The 17,327-nt window shown below is 60.5% G+C and carries 19 protein-coding genes; 9 read left to right on the forward strand and 10 right to left on the reverse strand.

Annotation, left to right across the window (positions count from 1 at the left end):
- Positions 1-810, forward strand: coding sequence for a 4-hydroxy-tetrahydrodipicolinate reductase (dapB, locus tag FHS83_RS07425; RefSeq protein WP_167082358.1), 810 nt, complete (start codon positions 1-3; stop codon positions 808-810).
- Positions 811-997: 187 nt separating this feature from the next.
- Here the strand turns inward: dapB and FHS83_RS07430 are convergent, their stop codons facing one another.
- A complete protein-coding gene (locus FHS83_RS07430) occupies positions 998-1,846 on the reverse strand; it encodes a bifunctional transcriptional activator/DNA repair enzyme AdaA (RefSeq protein WP_167082359.1) in 849 nt (282 codons plus the stop codon).
- Positions 1,847-2,058: 212 nt separating this feature from the next.
- Here FHS83_RS07430 and nth point away from each other — a divergent pair, with 212 nt between their 5' ends.
- A complete protein-coding gene (gene nth / locus FHS83_RS07435) occupies positions 2,059-2,754 on the forward strand; it encodes an endonuclease III (RefSeq protein ID WP_167082360.1) in 696 nt (231 codons plus the stop codon).
- Here the strand turns inward: nth and FHS83_RS07440 are convergent.
- A complete protein-coding gene (locus FHS83_RS07440) occupies positions 2,714-3,094 on the reverse strand; it encodes a hypothetical protein (protein WP_167082361.1) in 381 nt (126 codons plus the stop codon). The genes nth and FHS83_RS07440 overlap by 41 nt on opposite strands.
- A gap of 139 nt (positions 3,095-3,233) precedes the next feature.
- Here FHS83_RS07440 and FHS83_RS07445 point away from each other — a divergent pair, with 139 nt between their 5' ends.
- Together FHS83_RS07445 and FHS83_RS07450 are read left to right on the forward strand one after the other, a co-directional pair.
- Positions 3,234-4,223 (forward strand): adenosine kinase, encoded by a 990-nt coding sequence (locus FHS83_RS07445; protein ID WP_167082362.1) that lies wholly within the window; start codon positions 3,234-3,236, stop codon positions 4,221-4,223.
- Between the two features lie 324 nt (positions 4,224-4,547).
- Positions 4,548-5,027, forward strand: coding sequence for a hypothetical protein (locus FHS83_RS07450; RefSeq protein WP_167082363.1), 480 nt, complete (start codon positions 4,548-4,550; stop codon positions 5,025-5,027).
- Between the two features lie 105 nt (positions 5,028-5,132).
- Here FHS83_RS07450 and FHS83_RS19770 read toward each other — a convergent pair whose 3' ends face one another.
- The 3 genes from FHS83_RS19770 to FHS83_RS07465 are packed head-to-tail and all read right to left on the reverse strand — an operon-like array spanning position 5,133 to position 7,597.
- On the reverse strand, positions 5,133-5,765 hold the full coding sequence (locus FHS83_RS19770) for a Smr/MutS family protein (RefSeq protein WP_167082364.1): 633 nt from the start codon (positions 5,763-5,765) through the stop codon (positions 5,133-5,135).
- Entirely contained in the window at positions 5,762-6,925 is a 1,164-nt protein-coding gene (gene mltA / locus FHS83_RS07460; protein WP_167082365.1) for an MltA domain-containing protein, read from the reverse strand. The genes FHS83_RS19770 and mltA overlap by 4 nt, the downstream gene beginning before the upstream one ends.
- Before the next feature lie 6 nt (positions 6,926-6,931).
- Positions 6,932-7,597, reverse strand: a complete 666-nt coding sequence (locus FHS83_RS07465; RefSeq protein WP_167082366.1) for a Tim44/TimA family putative adaptor protein — start codon at positions 7,595-7,597, stop codon at positions 6,932-6,934.
- A 181-nt stretch (positions 7,598-7,778) separates the two neighbouring features.
- Here FHS83_RS07465 and secB point away from each other — a divergent pair, with 181 nt between their 5' ends.
- Positions 7,779-8,261: a protein-export chaperone SecB gene (gene secB, locus FHS83_RS07470; RefSeq protein WP_167082367.1), complete on the forward strand. Its 483-nt coding sequence runs from the start codon at positions 7,779-7,781 to the stop codon at positions 8,259-8,261.
- A gap of 49 nt (positions 8,262-8,310) precedes the next feature.
- On the opposite strand, the gene dnaQ is transcribed toward secB, so the two are convergent.
- The 5 genes from dnaQ to FHS83_RS07495 are packed head-to-tail and all read right to left on the reverse strand — an operon-like array spanning position 8,311 to position 11,908.
- Complete coding sequence (dnaQ, locus tag FHS83_RS07475) at positions 8,311-9,036, reverse strand: DNA polymerase III subunit epsilon (RefSeq protein WP_167082368.1); 726 nt, start codon at positions 9,034-9,036, stop codon at positions 8,311-8,313.
- Positions 9,037-9,038: 2 nt separating this feature from the next.
- On the reverse strand, positions 9,039-9,656 hold the full coding sequence (gene coaE, locus FHS83_RS07480) for a dephospho-CoA kinase (RefSeq protein WP_167082369.1): 618 nt from the start codon (positions 9,654-9,656) through the stop codon (positions 9,039-9,041).
- Positions 9,649-10,503, reverse strand: coding sequence for a shikimate dehydrogenase (locus FHS83_RS07485; RefSeq protein ID WP_167082370.1), 855 nt, complete (start codon positions 10,501-10,503; stop codon positions 9,649-9,651). The genes coaE and FHS83_RS07485 overlap by 8 nt, the downstream gene beginning before the upstream one ends.
- Complete coding sequence (locus FHS83_RS07490; RefSeq protein WP_167082371.1) at positions 10,500-11,090, reverse strand: Maf family protein; 591 nt, start codon at positions 11,088-11,090, stop codon at positions 10,500-10,502. The genes FHS83_RS07485 and FHS83_RS07490 overlap by 4 nt, the downstream gene beginning before the upstream one ends.
- The gene (locus tag FHS83_RS07495; RefSeq protein WP_167082372.1) at positions 11,090-11,908 is read right to left on the reverse strand and encodes a pyruvate, phosphate dikinase/phosphoenolpyruvate synthase regulator; all 819 of its coding nucleotides are present in this window, start codon (positions 11,906-11,908) and stop codon (positions 11,090-11,092) included. The genes FHS83_RS07490 and FHS83_RS07495 overlap by 1 nt, the downstream gene beginning before the upstream one ends.
- Positions 11,909-12,160: 252 nt before the next feature.
- On the opposite strand from FHS83_RS07495, the gene hemE reads away from it, so the two are divergent.
- The 4 genes from hemE to FHS83_RS07515 all read left to right on the forward strand — a co-directional run bounded on the left by hemE (position 12,161) and on the right by FHS83_RS07515 (position 17,244).
- Positions 12,161-13,207: a uroporphyrinogen decarboxylase gene (hemE, locus tag FHS83_RS07500; protein ID WP_167082373.1), complete on the forward strand. Its 1,047-nt coding sequence runs from the start codon at positions 12,161-12,163 to the stop codon at positions 13,205-13,207.
- A complete protein-coding gene (gene hemH / locus FHS83_RS07505; RefSeq protein ID WP_167082374.1) occupies positions 13,204-14,208 on the forward strand; it encodes a ferrochelatase in 1,005 nt (334 codons plus the stop codon). Before hemE ends, hemH begins: the two co-directional genes overlap by 4 nt.
- A gap of 286 nt (positions 14,209-14,494) precedes the next feature.
- A complete protein-coding gene (rho, locus tag FHS83_RS07510; protein WP_167082375.1) occupies positions 14,495-15,778 on the forward strand; it encodes a transcription termination factor Rho in 1,284 nt (427 codons plus the stop codon).
- 77 nt (positions 15,779-15,855) lie between these two features.
- On the forward strand, positions 15,856-17,244 hold the full coding sequence (locus FHS83_RS07515) for a M1 family metallopeptidase (RefSeq protein ID WP_167082376.1): 1,389 nt from the start codon (positions 15,856-15,858) through the stop codon (positions 17,242-17,244).
- The last annotated feature ends 83 nt before the right edge of the window (positions 17,245-17,327 follow it).

Genomic DNA, 17,327 nt, shown 5'->3' on the forward strand with positions numbered 1-17,327 from the left:
ATGAGCGATCCGATTCGCATCGTGGTAGCAGGCGCCTCCGGGCGCATGGGGCGCACCTTGGTGCGGATCATTTCGGAGACCGAAGGCTGTGTGGTCTCCGGCGCGTTCGAAGCCAAAGGGCATGGCGACCTTGGCAAGGATGCGGGCGAGCTTGCCGGGATCGGCAAGATCAATGTTCCGGTGACGGACGATCCTTTGGAAGTGATCGCCAAAGCCCAAGCCTTGGTCGATTTCACTGTGCCGAAAGTGTCGGTGGAACTCGCCGGGCTGTGCGCCCAGGCGCGCATTACCGATGTGATCGGCTCGACGGGCTTTTCCGAAGAGGAAAACGCCAAGATCGCCGCCGCCGCGCGCCATGCGGTGATCGTCAAATCCGGCAATTTCTCACGCGGGGTGACGATGCTCGCCGCCCTCGTAAAGCAAGCCGCCAAAGCATTGCCCGGTTTCGATGTCGAGATCGTGGAGATGCATCACAACAAGAAAGTCGATGCGCCGTCGGGCACCGCGCTGTTGTTGGGTGAAGCTGCCGCCAAAGGCCGTGAGATTTCGCTTAGCGAAAATGCCGTGCGGTCGCGCGATGGCCATACGGGCGCGCGCGTGCCGGGCACCATCGGTTTCGCGGCGCTGCGGGGCGGCACCGTGGTTGGCGATCACCAGGTGATTTTGGCGGGCTCGGGCGAACGCCTGGTGCTTGGCCATATCGCTGAGGACCGGTCCATCTTCGCCCATGGCGCGGTGACCGCCGCCCAATGGGGCCAGGGCAAAAAACCTGGCCTTTACAGCATGGCCGATGTCTTGGGCGTGAGCTGAAACACTCCCAGTTATCCGCCAATCCAAACTGTCATCCCGGACGCGCCTTCGTAGGCCTGTCCGTTCGGAACATAGGCGCGATCCGGGATCTACTTGGAAATCCGTGCGGGCGGAAAAGTGGGTCCCGGGTCTCTCAGCCCCTGCTGCGCAGCGCCTGATCGCCCGGGATGACAATCTTCTTAAGTTACTAAATCGCCACCATTTCCCGCTTGGCCGCTTCGACCGCCAGCATAGCGCGCTTTCTTTCCACGCCCCAATGATAGCCAGTGAGTGCGCCGCTGGCGCCTAGCGCGCGATGGCAGGGGATCAGCCAGGAAATCGGATTGCGCCCCACCGCAGCGCCCACCGCCCGGCAGGCTTTGGGCGATTTCAAACTCTCCGCGATCGCGCCATAGGTGGAGAATTCTCCGCTCGGGATGGCGAGCAGCGCCTGCCAGACCTTTACCTGAAACGGTGTGCCCATCAGATAGAGCGGCAGGATCTCGCGGTTTTCGGCATCGAAGATTTTCGCCACAACGTCGGCGGCTTTATCATCAGCGCGCCTGAAGACCGCTTTCGGCCAGCGTGCCCGCATATCGGCCAGCATCGCGTCTTCATCATCGCCAAAGCCCAAACCACAGAGGCCTTTGTCAGTTAGGGTCGCGATGGCGAGCCCGAAAGGGCAGAAGGCAAAGCCATAGTCCACCACCAAACCCGCGCCGCCTTTGGCGTAATCGCCCGGCGTCATCGCTTCGACTTTGAGACAGAGATCATGCAGGCGGGAGGGGCCAGACAGACCTGCCTCCAGAGCCGCAGCCAAAACGCTGGCGCCTTTGGAAAGCTCGGCCTTGGCATGGGCGAGGGTGAGATGACCGACAAAGGCTTTCGGGCTGACGCCGATATAGCGGGTGAAGATGCGCTGGAAATGAAAGGGCGAAAGGCCGACGTGTTCGGCTGCCTCTTCCAGCCGCGGCTGCTCCTGGTAATGGCCGGTCAGATAAGAAATGGCGGTTGCCATCCTTTTCCAATCCGTGCCGTTCTCAACGATCTTAGTCATGGGGTGAGTGTATCGCGGGTTACGCAGGTTTCGACCCGAAACTTGCGGCGTTATCGTCATGGCCGGGCTTGACCTTGCACCGCTGCACGCAGTCCCATACTGCCGTCATGGCCGGCCTCCGAGCCGGCCATCCAGGCGTTTTTCGCTGCAAAGATGGATGATCGGGTCAAGCCCGGCCATGACGATTTGGGGCAGTGATAGGGAGATGGACGATGGCTTTTTCCAAGGACGAGGTGAACGCGTTTTACGCGGCGCTGAAAAAGTCCAATCCCAACCCGGAAACCGAGTTGAACCACTCCAACCCTTACACGCTCCTGGTGGCGGTGGTGCTGTCGGCGCAAGCCACCGACAAAGGCGTCAACAAGGCGACCGAAGCGCTCTTCAAGATCGCCGATACGCCCGAGAAGATGGTCAAGCTGGGCGAGGAAAAGCTCTCAGACCACATCAAGACCATCGGGCTTTATAAGGGTAAGGCCAAGAACGTCATCGCGCTCTCAAAGCTTCTGATTGCCAAACACGGCGGCAAGGTGCCCGAGAACCGCGAGGCGCTGGAAGAGCTGCCCGGCGTTGGCAGGAAGAGCGCGAACGTCGTGCTCAACGTCTGCTTTGGTCATAAGACCATCGCGGTGGATACCCATATCTTCCGCGTTGCCAATCGCACCGGGCTCGCGCCGGGCAAGGATGTGCGCGAGGTCGAAGACGGGCTGATGGCAGTGACGCCCGACAAATACCTTCTCAACGCGCATCACTGGCTGATCCTGCACGGGCGCTATACCTGCGTGGCGCGACTGCCCAAATGCCCGGTCTGTGTGGTGCGCGACCTCTGCCGTTTCGAGGACAAAACCGTTCCGCCGCCTGTAAAGCCGGTCAAGACGTCGGGGAAGCTGATCTCGCGCGCAAAGCGGTGAGGCAGGCGGAATCGGCGGCGCTGGTCTTGCCCTGCGGGATTGTCTCCACATGGCGCACGCTCATGTCCTTGCCGTCGGAATAGAAGAACAGAAAGACGCGGCAATCGCCATTGTCATAGCGCCAAAGCTCAGAGCCATTCTCGCGGCGCGTGAAACTCGGCTTGCCGAAGCTCGCCTGCACCTGCGGCGGCTGAAGCCCAATGAAACCGGAGGGTTCGCCCGCGGGCGGCGGCGGGGGCAAGGCGAGCAGGGAAGAACCAGTCCCCCCGCCAGGATTGCTGGAGCAGGCCGACAGACCGAGAAGCAGGGCGGTGGCCGCCAATGTCTTGCGGAATTTCATCAGACCTTTTCCCCGACAGAACGCGCCGCTGCAATACACTATCGTGGGGGCCGGCCCCGAATGAACAATCCGCAAAAGTCTTGTGCAATGCCCACTATCCCGCTATGCGGGCGGGGTTTTTGACTTTGGGACAGGAATAATGACGCGCAAATATGACGTGATCGGGCTCGGCAACGCCATTGTGGACGTGCTGGCACCGGTCGATGACGAGTTCGTCCTGACCCATCAGGTGGTCAAGAACGCCATGATGCTGATCGACGAATTCCGCGCCGAGCAGCTCTACAAGGCCTTCGGCGAGACCGTCGAAGCAGCGGGCGGTTCGGTCGCCAACTCCATGGCGGGGCTCGCCTCTTTCGGCGGACGCGGCAAGTTCGTCGGCAAGGTCAAGGCCGACCGCCTCGGCGAAGCCTTCGCCAAGAGCTTGACCGAGAACGGCACTGATTACACCACCGCGCCCGCCACTGAAGGCGCTTCCACCGCCTGCTGCCTGATCGCGGTGCCGCCGGACGCGCAGCGCGCCATGAACACGTATCTGGGTGCCAGCCGCGAGCTTGGCCCGGATGATGTGATCGCAGAAGACATCGCCGCCGCCGAAACGCTCTATATCGAAGGCTATCTCACCGATTCCGAGATCTCCTGGCAGGCCGCGCTGAAGGCTGCCGCCATCGCCAAGGAGACCGGCACCAAGATCGCCGTCACCTTGTCGGATGCCTTCTGCGTCGGGCGTTATCGCCAAGTGTTTTTGGATTTCCTCGATGTCGCCGACATCGTCTTTGCCAATGAAGAAGAAGCCAAATCGCTGTTCCAGGTCGAGGATTTCGATGCGGTGCTGCAGTGCTTCATCGCCTGGGGTGGGATCGCCGCCATCACCCGTTCGGCCAAAGGCTGCGTCGTGACGGGCAATGGCCAGGTGCATGTGGTCGATGCGGCGCCGGTTTCCCAAGTGCTGGATACGACGGGCGCGGGCGACCAGTTCGCCGCCGGCTTCCTCTTCGGCCTGACCCACAAAAAGAGCCTGACCGAATGCGGCAAGCTCGGCGCGCTGGCCGCCGCCGAAGTGATCTCCCATTTCGGCGCCCGCCCTGAAGTGTCGCTGAAGGCGCTGGCCGAAGACGCCGGGCTGGTGTGAGGTCTTTCACCTCCCCCTTGCGGGTGAGAGCGAAGCGATCCGGGTGGGGGTAAGCGATTGGGGCTTACCTTCACCGCTTCCCCCCACCCGATCCGCCTTCGCTGCGCTACGACGGATCGACCTCCCCGCGAGGGGGAGGTTAAAGGGTCGCTATATTTAGAGCGGCCAAAACTCCAAACCGCAACCCATTGATCTTTGTTTGTCGCCTTTGGCGAAAAAAGAGGGGGGAGACCCCCTCTTTGCGTTTATGGGCTAGCTCGTCCGGCACCGAATAGGCGTGGGATGGGATGCCGATCTTCACATAGGTCAAAGAACACTCTTTAGGTGGGAAGCGGCGGGCGTGAATTCAAGCGGAGTATCGGAACCGCATTCGTACCTTCCTTCACGAAGAGCTATCTTGAATGTCGAGATAAATTGGGGGCGGCAATGAGATTTCAGATACGAGACGCTGCGACGTTGATTTTGGCACTTTGGGCAGCGCCTTCCGTCGCGCTGGCCGCCGATGAAACTCCACCACAGTGCCCTGGGGATGGCCTTGCGCGCGAACCCTTCGTTCAGTCCGAGGCCACTGCGAAAGAGATTTTCCTCGCCATCGCGCGCGCTAGAGCTGCTCACAACATGAAAAAATATCCCGTGATCCAGGCGAAAGACGAGGGCGATCATTGGGAGGTACGTCAAGCCTCGAAAAACCCTAGCCCCATCTTCGCGCATGGCGTCGTCACAACGATACAGGGTGGCGGGCAATTTGCCCTGCACATCGACAAATGCAGCGGCGCGATTTCAAACGCGCATTTTGAAAAATAGAGAGTGCGCACACCCTTCTTTTCTTCCCCCGAAGGCGGGGGGCAGAAAAGGAAGGCATGCACCGCATCGTGCGTATCCCTCCCTTTCCCACGCGGGGCGAGGCCTCTATCTCTTCTTCAAATACACATAAAGCGCGCCGTCGCCGCCGTGGCGTTTGTGGGCCCAGCGTTTGTCGGCGATGATTTGCGCCATGGGCGCTTCCTCGAGCCAACGCGGCACGTTTTGACGCAACACGCCGCCATAGCCATTGGGATCGAGGAATGGTCCCTTGCCGGTGACGATCAGGACCAGCCGGTCGCCGCGGCGATGCGCGGCGTGGAGAAAGGTCAGAAGCGATCCGTGGGCGGAGGATTCCGTCATGCCGTGGAGATCGAGCTTGGCGGTGGGCGCGACTTCGCCTTTTTCCAGCCGCCGCTTGGTATTGCCATCAATGCCGCCGGGCCCGCGCTTGCGCGGACGGAGGGGCAGCATGGGCATCAACACCACCGGGGCTTCGACGTGTTTTTCGCTTTGCCTTTTCGGCCTCTTGCCGATGGCTTCCAGAAACAGATCGAACTCGTCTTCCGAAACCTGACGCGTGCCATTTTTAATGGGTGCTTTGGCGCGCGGATGCTCTTGCGGTTTGTCGCCCGGCTTGGCGGCTTTCTTCACATTCGCTTTGGTGACCGGGCGTTTGGGCATTCGCCCCGACAGCGCGAGGAGAAACAGCGCGCGATCTTCATCGGAGACGCGCTTCACTGTTTTGCTCCGAGCCGAGCCGCGACCGCCTTGGGCAAAAGCGCATAATAGCGGCCCATCTGGTTTTGCGTGCCCGCGTTGTTTTCGGCTTTTACGCCATAGCCGAAATAGACATCGCCGCGAATAGGCCCGCGAATGGCGCCGCCGATGTCCTGCGCGATGAAGAGCCGCCCGAGCGGGAAATCGCCTGCCACATAAAGCGGTGTGCCAAGGCCGTGAATGCGGTTATCGACGGCGAGGCTGGCGAGCGGGGTGAGCGGAACACCTTGCGCGCCCTTGGCGCCAAGGCTGGCATCACCCACCGGCTGCAGTTCGAAGAAAATATAAGAGGCATCGGTATTCATCACCGCATCGGCCTCTTGCGGGTGGGCTTTCAGCCAGGCGCGGATCACTTGCAGCGACATGCCTTCACGCGGCACGCCGCGCGCGATCAGGGTTTTGCCGATAGCGGTGTAAGGCTGGCCGTTCTGCGCCGCATAGGCGACACGGGCCTGGGTGCCGTCATCGAAGATCACGCGGCCTGAGCCTTGGATGTGCAGAAAGAACAACGCGATCTTATCGCTGGCATAAAACAGCACCGGCGCATCAATGCCTTTGCTGACGATTTCGGCGCGGGCAGGGAAGGGCAGGAGCTTTCCGTTTTCGACATGGCCTGCGATCTTCTCGCCTTTCAGCGAGGGGCGGAACAAGGAAAGGTCTACACTAACAAGGCCTTTGGGTGTGCCGTAGACAGGGGTTTGGTAGTCGCCGTGTTTGCTGCGGCTGCCGAAAATCTCCGGCTCGTAATAGCCGGTGAAGCGGCCTTGTTCGACACGGCCAGCCAAGATCTGCACCGGCGCGAAGGCGCTTTCGAAAAATTTTCGCGCGGCTTCGGGTTTGGTGTTCGAAGCAGTGGCACAGGCCTCACGCCAATCAGCAATACGGCCAGCATAGGTGCCGACCGCGTCGTTATCCTGTTTCTTTGCGAAGACCGCGCAGGAGCGTTGAAAGGCCGTTAGCGCATCGGCGGGATGCCCGGCCGCCCAGCCGGGAAGCTCTGCGAAGGTAACGGGCTTCAGCTTCAACGGCCCGGGCGCAGGATTCAGCCACCACCACAGACCTGCGCCAGCCGCCGCCAGCAGAGCCACAGCACCAAGGGCTAAAAGAGATTTCCGCCGCACGGCGGATCAGACCGGCTCGCTCGAGGTCGCCACCAGCACCCAATTGGGATCGGCCAGGCGCACATCGCGGGTGAAGCTCCACACGTCTGTGACCTCTTTCACCTCTTTGGCATCGCCTTCCACCACAGTGCCGTCGCGGTCAGTGGTGAAGCTCAACAGGCGCGCCCCGAAGGCGACGGTGATTTCGGCGATATTGTTCTTCAGGCTGGCGGCGATGATCTTCACATCAGAGAAGCCGACCAGGGTGAGATTGGCTTTTTGCCCGGCTGCCTCGCGCGCCGAGATGGCGCCTTCGAAAGCCTGAAAGACTTCGTCGCTTAAGAGCGGCTTCAGACTCGCCTTATCGCCCGAGGCGAAGGCCATCAGGATCATCTCGTAGGCGGATTTGGCGCCCTTGAGGAAATTCTCTTTCTCGAAACTGCGATCGGCGAGACCGATATCGAAGAGGCCCGACGCCACCGGATCGGAGGGGCGATCCGCCCCCGGAAGATTGAGCTGAGCAGGAGCGTTGGTGTTTTCCGCCGCCTTGGGCTGCATGCCGCCAAAGCGCCAGCCTTCGCCAGGGGGGCGCTCATTACCCGTCCGCCGCCCCAGAACGGTGTAAAGGCGGAACAGGATGATGCCGGCGACCGCGGCGATGATAACGATGGTGAGCAACTGGGAATCGGCCATTTTCTCTTCCGCGGCATGGTGGCGCGCGGGTTCCTCGCTAACCTAACGCCTCCGGAGTATAGGGCTCTAGCATATAGGGCGTCAAAATGGCGAAACTGCGCCAAAGGCGGGCTTTTGCTTGTCAGCCAAGCCCGTTCCGTGCTAGCGCCGCCCCGTAAATAATCCTTCCAAAGGTTTAACCATGGCCGACGAACTCCCCCCGGATAGCGCAGCGAACGGTTTGGACACGGATGCCCCGCGCGTCCAGGTTATCGGCCAGTTCATCAAGGACCTGTCCTTCGAAAACCCCGGCATCTTCGCCGGTCAGAATGCCCGCCCGCAGATCGAGCTGAATGTCGATCTCCAGGCCCGCCAGGTCGATACGGAAGTTTTCGAAGTCGAGCTGAAGCTGCGCGTCAGCGCCAAGAATGAAGAGCGCGCCCTGTTCCTGCTCGAGCTGGTCTATGGCGGCCTGTTCCAGTTGCACAACATCCCCGATGAAGTACGCCAGCAGGTGCTTCTGATCGAAGCCCCGCACGTGCTCTTCCCGTTTGCCCGCCGCATCGTTGCCGATGTGGTGCGCGACGGCGGCATGCCGCCCTTGATGATCGAGCCGATCGATTTCGCCGCGCTCTATCGCTCCAAGCTGGCGCAGATGCAGCAGGCCCCGGTCGCGCAGGCGTAATCTGGTACCCCAACCCTCCCTCAAGGGGGAGGGTTGAACTAGAGAGCCTTTACCCAGCTTTCGAGACGCCGGCGGATTCCGCCGGCGTTTCTAGTTTCAGCCAGATCGCGGCCTCGCCAAGTTCCTTGGCGACGAATTTGGCATGCGCTTCCAACTCTGCCGCGGTTACCAGCGAGGGCAGGGGTTCTGGGCGCTGCCGGGCCGGGCGGTGTTCGCCGCCTTCCTCAGCAAAGGCGTCTGCCGTCGCCAGCAGAAACTTCTTCTGCCGCCCGCCGATCAGTTCCAGATAGACCTGGGCCAGAAGCTCGGCATCGAGAAGGGCGCCATGCTTGGAGCGCACCGTCAAATCGATGTTGAAACGCTTGCAAAGCTCATCCAGCGAATAACGCGCGCCGGGAAATTTGAGCTTGGCCATGGGAATGGTGTCGATCGCCCGCTCATTGGGCAAGCTCGCCAGATCCAGCCGCGCCAGCTCCGCATTCAAGAATTTCATATCGAAGGCGGCGTTATGGATGACCAGCGGCGCATCCCCGATAAATTCGAGGAACTCCTCGGCGACATCGGCAAAAAGCGGCTTATCAGCGAGGAAGGAGATGGAAAGCCCATGCACCTTCTCAGCTTCCGCGGGCATATCGCGCTCGGGGTTGAGATAGCAGTGAAAGGTCTTACCGCTCGGAAAATGGTCGATCAGCTCCACACAGCCGATTTCGACGATGCGATGACCGTCGGAAGGCTCAAAGCCGGTGGTTTCGGTATCGAGAACGATCTCGCGCATAATCACTTCTGCCGCAATGACGCGACGATCTTAAGGACCTCGCCCCGGGCATGCTCTAGGCCTTGGCCGGTGTCCACAACATAATCGGCGAGCAAGCGCTTTTCCGCATCCGGCATCTGGCGGGCGAGGATTTGCGCGAATTTTTCCTTGGTCATGCCGGGGCGGGCAAGGGCCCTTGCGCGCTGCTGCTCGGCGGGAGCCGAAACGACTACCACCTTATCCACACGGCGGTCGCCGCCGGTTTCGAACAGAAGCGGGATATCCAGCACCACCATCTCGGCCTTGGCAGCGACAGCCTCCGCCACGAATTGGCGCTGCTTTTCAGCCACCAGCGGGTGGACGATCTTTTCCAGCCGGGCAAAGCCTTCGGGGTCTTTCGCCAAGGCGGCGCTCAAGGCGGCGCGGTCGACCCGCCCCTCTGTCACCACTCCCGGAAAGGCTTTCCCGATTGGCTCCACAGCCGCTCCACAAGCTGCATAGAGGCTGTGGACGGCGGCATCGGAGTCATAAACCGGGATGCCGAGGGCGGCGAACATTTTCGCCGTCTCGCTTTTGCCCATGCCTATAGAGCCCGTGAGGCCAATTAGTAATGGCCTGAAAGGAAAGGGCTTTTCAGCCATTGGTGAGGGCTTTCAAGAGGTGGGCGCGCAAGGCTGGGGTGACCTTTGGAGTGGCCCCGAAAAAGGCCTCGAAGGAGGGGACGGCCTGGTGCAGCAGCATCCACAATCCATCCACCGGCTTCAGCCCCTCTGTGCGTGCCCGGCGCAAGAGCCCGGTTTCCAAGGGGTTATAGACGGCATCGAACACCGCTGCGCCCTCAGCCAAATCGCCCAGCGGCAGATCGAGGGAGGGGGTCTCTTTCATCCCGGCGCTGGTGGTGTGGACGATCAGGCTGACGTCCTTGCCGGACCAGGCGTCATAGCCCGCGGCGGTCAGTTTGGGCGCGATTTTGCCGGAAAACGCGCGTGCCAGAGCGGTTGCTTTCTCCGGCGTGCGGTTGAAAAGGCGGATTTCGGCCACCCCCAGCCCGGCCAAGGCTGTGATCGCCGCCCGTGTGGTGCCGCCCGCGCCCCAGATTGCCGCCGTCTTGCCCTTTAAGAAATCCGGGCCCAGCTCCTGGGTGAGGGTGGCGGCAAGGCCATAGGCGTCGGTATTGCGCCCCTCGAGCACGCCGTCTTTCATCAACAATAGATTCACAGCCCCAATCAGGCGGGCGGCCTTGTCATGCCGGGCGGCCAGAGCGAAGGCGGCCTCCTTATGAGGAACGGTGACGTTGAAGCCGGTGAAGCCTGCCCGGAAGAGGCCATCCAGACTCGTCGAAAAATCCTCAGGCCGGATGGCGAGCGGCAGATAGGCGCCGTCGATGCCATGTTCGGCCAGCCAGAAGCCATGCAGGCGCGGCGAGAGGGATTGGGAGATCGGCCAGCCGATCACCCCGGCGAGTTTTGCGGAACCGGACAACGTCATGCCGGCACAATAGCTCTTTCGCGCAAAGCGGAAAGAAGCGCGATCAAAGGCAGACCCAGAACGGTGAAAAAGTCCCCATCCACAGCATCAAAAAGCTGCGAGCCACGCCCTTCCAGCCGGTAGCAGCCGACTGAGGACAAAATCTCACTGCCTTCGGATTTGAGATAGGCCTCAAGAAAGGCCTCGCTGAAATCGCGGACGTGAAGCGTGGCGCGGGTGACATGATGCCAGACCGGCCTGCCGTTTTGCGCCAGCACCGCACCGCAGATGAGCTGATGGGTTTTGCCGCGCAGAAAGAGGAGGTTCTCGCGCGCTTCGGCCAGATCGCGCGGCTTATCGAAGAGCCGGTCGTCACAGAGAAGAGTCTGATCGCAGCCAAGCACCAGCGCGCCGGGCACGGCCCCCGAAACGTCCAAAGCCTTGGCTTCGGCGAGCGCCCCGGCGAAATCCTCCAGTGCCACGCCTTGTGCATGCAATGTGGATTTCACCGCGCTCTCATCCAGGCTGGGCGGGCGCACGCCAAAGGCGACACCGGCTTCACGCAAAAGCTTGGCGCGGATGGCGCTGGCCGAGGCGAGAATGAGCATCAATGTTCTCCGCGGCGACGATCAGCCAAAAGGTTGAGGATCTGGGCGGCAGTTTCTTCCACAGAGCGCCGGGTCACATCAATCGAGGGCCAGCCTTCGCGGTCGTAAAGACGGCGGGTGGTCATCACCTCCTGACGCACTTTTTCGAGGCTGACATAATCGGTGTCCTCCTCCACCCCCATGGTGACCAGGCGATTGCGCCGGATCAGCACCAGCTTCTCAGGCGCTGCCCACAACCCTACGATCAAAGGCTTGGAGAAGGTGAGAAGTTCCGGCGGCGGTTCCAGACCCAAAACCAGCGGCACATTGGCGGCGCGCACACCACGGATGGCGAGATAGACACAAGTCGGCGTTTTGGAGGTGCGGCTCGCCCCGACCAGAATCACCTCGGCCTCTTCCAGGCTGAGATTGGAGCCATCGTCATGTTCGATGGTGTAGTTCAGCGCCTCCATGCGCTGGAGGTATTTCTGATCAACCTCGTGCTGGCCGCCGGTTTTATAGGATTTGGGCACATCGAAGAAGCGCTGCAAGAGACTCACAGGCCCTTCCATGACATCGTAATTGGGCATGCCCATCAGGCTGAGCTGCGCGACGAGCTCATCACGCAAAGGCTGATTCACAACGGTGAAGAGCACCACGCCAGGATTTTCGCGAATGCGCTCCAGCGCCCGCTGCAACTGCCTTTCGCTTCTCACCAGCGTATAGGCGTGCTCCTGCACGGCGACACTGTCGAACTGCGCGAGCGTTGCTTTGGCGACAGAATGCAGTGTTTCGCCTGTGGCATCGGACAGGAGGTGGACATGGAAAGGTCCATTCACAGTTTCACTCCCCTTCTATCCACTTTTATCCCTGATCCATGGGCATAAGTGGTTCGTTGTGGGAACTGTGCGCTCAAAGGGGACGAAAGTCACCGCTCCATCCACGGAGGGGGCTTTGCAAGAATTCCAAAATTTACGCATAACCCCTTGGTTTGGCGTAGAGTCTTTTTGAGCTATAAGGGTCATCCCCTAAGTCTTCCACAACTCACACCCCAATCATCATCTCCAGAATCCTTAAGAATCTTAGGAGTTATGATTTTGTCCTGTTTGTTCCTCGATGTGCTGAACGGAAAATCGCTGGAGAAGGCGCCCCCGCTTTGGCTGATGCGCCAGGCCGGCCGCTATTTGCCCGAATACCGGGAGACGCGCGCTAAGGCTGGATCGTTTTTGAAGCTGTGCGGAAATCCGGAGCTGGCTTCGGAAGTAACGCTGCAACCCATTCGCCGGTTCGACTTCGACGCGGCGATCATCTTTTCGGACATTTTGACGGTTCCGATCGCGCTTGGACATCCGGTGACCTTCGATGAAGGACCGAAGCTCCCCGCCCTGACGCCTTCGAGAGAGGCTGTCGAGGCGCTGGAGCGTGATCCTGCCCAATGGATGCCCAGGCTCGCGCCGGTCTATGAAGCGCTCGCCCTGACGCGCGACAGCCTCGCTCCTGAGAAGGCGCTGATCGGTTTCGCAGGCGCGCCTTGGACACTTGCGGTCTATATGGCGGGGGGCGGCAATGATGAGCAGAAAGCCGCGCGTTTGTGGGCTTATCGTGATCCGGAAAGTTTCTCAGCGCTGATCGGCTTGTTAGTGGATTGTGTATCGCAGCATCTGATCTGGCAGATCGAAGCTGGCGCACAAGTGGTGCAGCTTTTTGATAGCTGGGCGGAAGGCCTGCCGTTTGATCTGTTCGCGGAATATGTCGCCAAACCTGCCGCGCAAGTGGTGGAGAAAGTGCGCGCCGCAAAGCCGGATGTGAAGATCATCGGATTTCCACGCGCGGCCAACATGGATGGCTTGCAGCATTATGCGGGCGTGAGTGGTGTGGATGGCATCTCCATCGCGCCGTCCACATCTGCCTCTTGGGCTGTGGAGCATCTGGGCGTAAATTTCGGTAAGACCATTCAAGGCAATCTCGATCCCTTGGCGCTGATCGCCGGTGGTGAGGCGCTGAAGAGCCGGGTTGAGGCGATCTTGGCCGCGACCAAAGGCAAGCCCTTCATCTTCAATCTGGGTCACGGCATTTTGCCCCCAACCCCGATCGAGCATGTGCATGAATTGGTGAAACTGGTGCGGGGCGGGGCATGAAACTCGCTGTTGTTCTGTTCAATCTCGGTGGCCCGGATAGCCCCGAGGCGGTGGTGCCGTTCCTCACCAATCTGTTCAGCGATCCTTTGGTGATCTCGGCGCCGGGATTCATCCGCATTCCGCTCGCCAAGTTCATCGCCACGCGGCGCGGGCCGGTGGCGCGGGAAATCTATGCCAAGATCGGCGGGCGTTCGCCCATCGTGCCAGAGACCGAAGTCCAGGCAAAAGCCTTGGAGGCGGCGCTCTGCGAACACGACACCCGCGTCTTCATCGCCATGCGCCACTGGAAGCCGTTCAGTGACGAGGCAGCCAAAAAGGTGGCCGCCTTTGCGCCGGATCACATCATCGCGCTGCCGCTCTATCCGCAGTTTTCCACAACCACTTCACAGTCTTCTCTGCTGGAGTGGAAAAGAGCGGCCAAGGCGGCGGGGATCACCGCGCCGATTAGTGAAGTGTGCTGCTACCCTGATGAGCCGGGATTCATTTCCGGCCTCGCGGATCGCGTGCGCAAGACGCTGGCGCTCGCCAAACCCGAGATTTCCTATCGCCTGCTGTTATCGGCCCATGGCTTACCCAAGAAGGTGGTGAAGTCGGGCGATCCCTATCAATGGCAGGTGGAACAGACCGCCGCCGCCCTGATCGGCGAACTCGGCAAGGTGGATTACACGATCTGTTATCAAAGCCGGGTCGGGCCTTTGGAATGGATCGGACCTTCCACCGATGCGGAAATTCGCCGCGCCGGCGCCGAGGGCAAGGGCGTGATTGTGGTGCCGGTGGCCTTTGTCTCGGAGCATTCCGAAACCCTGGTCGAGCTGGACATCGAATATGCCAAGCTCGCCGCCGAGAGCGGGGTCGCCGATTATCTCAGGGTGCCGACGGTCAGCGCCGATCCAGCCTTTATCGGCGGGTTGGCAGGTCTGGTGCGGGACGCCTTGGCAGGCACTAAGCCGAAGAAGCGCTGTGGGGCTGAGTGGTGCCGCTGTGGCTTTCCGGCTGCGTGATAACCCCGTCACATTCACTTTGAAGGTGAATTGGGCGCTTTGAAAGTGTCATGGGGATTGCTGCGGTTTAAGGATTTTGACGTGCGCCCTGTTTGCTTTGCGCTGGAACCAGGGTATAACTAGGGAAGTTCCCCATTGAACCCCTGAACAGATGGCCGCGTTTGCCGCGGGCTGTCGTGGCGCCAAAGCCCCAGGGGTTACCCTTCCAAAATATCTCCCGTCTCCATGCGGGAATTCCTTCCAAATCAGTCCGGCCAGACATTCAAGACCGCTCAGGTAAAATCCCATGACAGTGCAAAACGGCCTGCAGACCCAGAAGCTGCAGGATCTCAAGACCAAAACCCCCACCGATCTGCTTGCCTTCGCTGAGGAGCTGGAGATCGAGAATGCCTCGTCCATGCGCAAGCAGGACATGATGTTCGCGATCCTGAAGGAACTCGCCGAACGCAATGTCGAGATCATGGGCGCGGGCGTGCTTGAAGTCCTGCAAGACGGTTTCGGCTTCCTGCGCTCGCCGGAATCCAACTACCTCGCGGGCCCCGACGATATTTACGTCTCGCCCTCGCAGATCCGCCGCTTCGGTCTTCGCACCGGCGACACGGTGGAAGGCCCGATCCGCTCCCCGAAAGACGGCGAACGCTATTTCGCGCTTCTCAAGGTCTCGACCATCAATTTCGAAGACCCCGAGAAGATCAAGCACAAGGTCCATTTCGATAACCTGACGCCGCTCTATCCGACGCGCCCCTTGAAGATGGAAATCGAGGACCCGACGCTGAAGGATCGCACCGGCCGCGTCATCGACATCGTGGCGCCGCAGGGCATGGGCCAGCGCGCCCTCATCACCGCCCCGCCGCGTACCGGCAAGACGGTGATCCTGCAGAACATCGCCAAGGCGCTGAGCGCCAATCACCCGGAAGTTTATCTGATCGTGCTTCTGATCGATGAACGCCCGGAAGAAGTGACCGATATGCAGCGCACGGTGAAGGGCGAGGTCATCTCCTCCACCTTCGACGAACCGGCGACGCGTCACGTGCAGGTCGCCGAAATGGTGATCGAGAAAGCCAAGCGCCTGGTCGAACACAAGCGCGATGTGGTGATCCTTCTGGACTCCATCACCCGCCTCGGCCGCGCCTACAACACCGTGGTTCCGTCCTCGGGCAAGGTCTTGACCGGTGGTGTCGACGCCAACGCCTTGCAGCGCCCCAAGCGCTTCTTCGGCGCGGCGCGTAACATCGAAGAGGGTGGCTCGCTCACCATCATCGCCACCGCGCTGATCGATACCGGCAGCCGCATGGACGAAGTGATCTTCGAAGAATTCAAGGGCACCGGTAACTCGGAAATCATTCTTGATCGCAAGGTCGCCGATAAGCGCGTCTTCCCGGCCATCGACATTCTGCGTTCAGGCACCCGCAAGGACGAGCTTCTGCTCGACAAGGGCACGCTGTCCAAGACCTATGTCCTGCGCCGCATTCTCGCGCCGATGGGCACGGTCGATGCGATTGAGTTCCTCTCCGAGAAGCTGCGCCAGTCCAAGAACAACGGCGACTTCTTCGACAGCATGAACACCTGACGTAGCTGCGATGTGAATATCGCATTAGCTGCGAAATAGCGGACCGCGCTTATCTTTTCTCCCGGAAGGAGAATAAGATGCGCGGTCTCGTCATGTTGGGGCTATCGGCCCTGCTGCTGGGTTCGGCGGCCTGGGCCAATGAAGCGAAGAGCTACAATATCGCTCTGCGTTTCGATCCTGGCTCAGGTGCTGTGAAGGCGACGGCGCGCGTGGCTTTAAAGCCCGAACCGCAAGCAAAAACGCTGACCTTCTATCTGCATGATGAATTGAAGGTGTCGTCGCTGCGCCTGAACGGGCGCAAATTGGCGTTCCATCAAGGCCCCGTCGCCTATGACTTCAGCTATGACACCAAGGCCAATCGGGTCGAAGCCAAGGTTGCGGGACTTTCGGCGAAGGACGAGTTGGAGGTGGTCTATTCCGGCCGCTTCTCGCCCTCTACCGCGCGCAGCCCGTCCGATTATATGCGGGGTGATAAGGACGGACTTTATTTGCGCTCTTACGGCTATTCGTTGTGGTTCCCGATTTTCGCGCCAGACCGCTCGAGCTTTTCGCCTGTGGATTTCGAAAATCTGCGCATCACCGCGCCGGAGCGATTGCGGGCGGTGTTTGTGGGCGAGGAGGTGACGCGCGCGGTGAAGAACGGGGAAGCGACAGCGACCTGGCAAGCCAAGGCGGTTGGTCCCTTCGATGCCCAACTGACCCTTCGTCTCTTTCGGCTCCAGGATGGCGGGGAAGTGAAGACATATGCCTTGGGCGATGTGGCCTCTTTAGCCGCGGCCGATCGTGTGATCACCCAGGCAGGAAAGCTCGTCGCCTATTACCGCAGTCATTACCGGCGCGCCGCCGGAGAGCGCGTCATCCATTTGGTGGAAGAGCCGCCTTATGGCGATATCGCGGGCGCCAATATGATTGGGCTGGCCGAAGAGCGCTGGCGGGGCATCAAGGATGATGGCGACGAGATCGAAACACTCGCCCATGAACTGGTGCACGCTTTTGTGCAAACCCCGACGGCCAAGACCGACGCGCTTTATGCATTCCAGATCGAAGGCTTCCCGAGTTATTTCCACCTTCCGGCCCTCGGGAGCCTGTTGGGCGAGGGCTGGTATAACGCTCAACTCGATCACGTCGAAAAAGCCTATCTCGAGCGGCGCGCGACGGGAAAATATCGCGGCGAAACCATGCCGCCGGAAAAAGCCATACTGGCGCTCACCGCCGATGACATCAGCGCGTATAAGGACGTCTTCGTGCTTAATGACCGGGCGCTGCTGTTTTGGGACTATCTGCGGCGCAAGGCCCCGCCTTCGGCCTATGATGGCTTTGTGCATGCGTTAACCGCCGCGCCAAATGTGTCGGCGGACAGTTTCTTTGCCCTGCTTGGCCAATATATGCCGGAGCTTGTGCCGGACGCGCATAGCTGGCTCGAAACCACCGCATTTCCAGACGCATTCCGGCGTCAGCAAAGCTAGCGCCAGCCGCTCATTTCGGAGTACGTGCAACTAGAAAAAGGGCGGCAATTTTGTCGCCCTTTTGTTTTGATTTTCAGGTCGCG

It is taken from the genome of Rhizomicrobium palustre, from assembly GCF_011761565.1.
Lineage (GTDB): Bacteria > Pseudomonadota > Alphaproteobacteria > Micropepsales > Micropepsaceae > Rhizomicrobium > Rhizomicrobium palustre.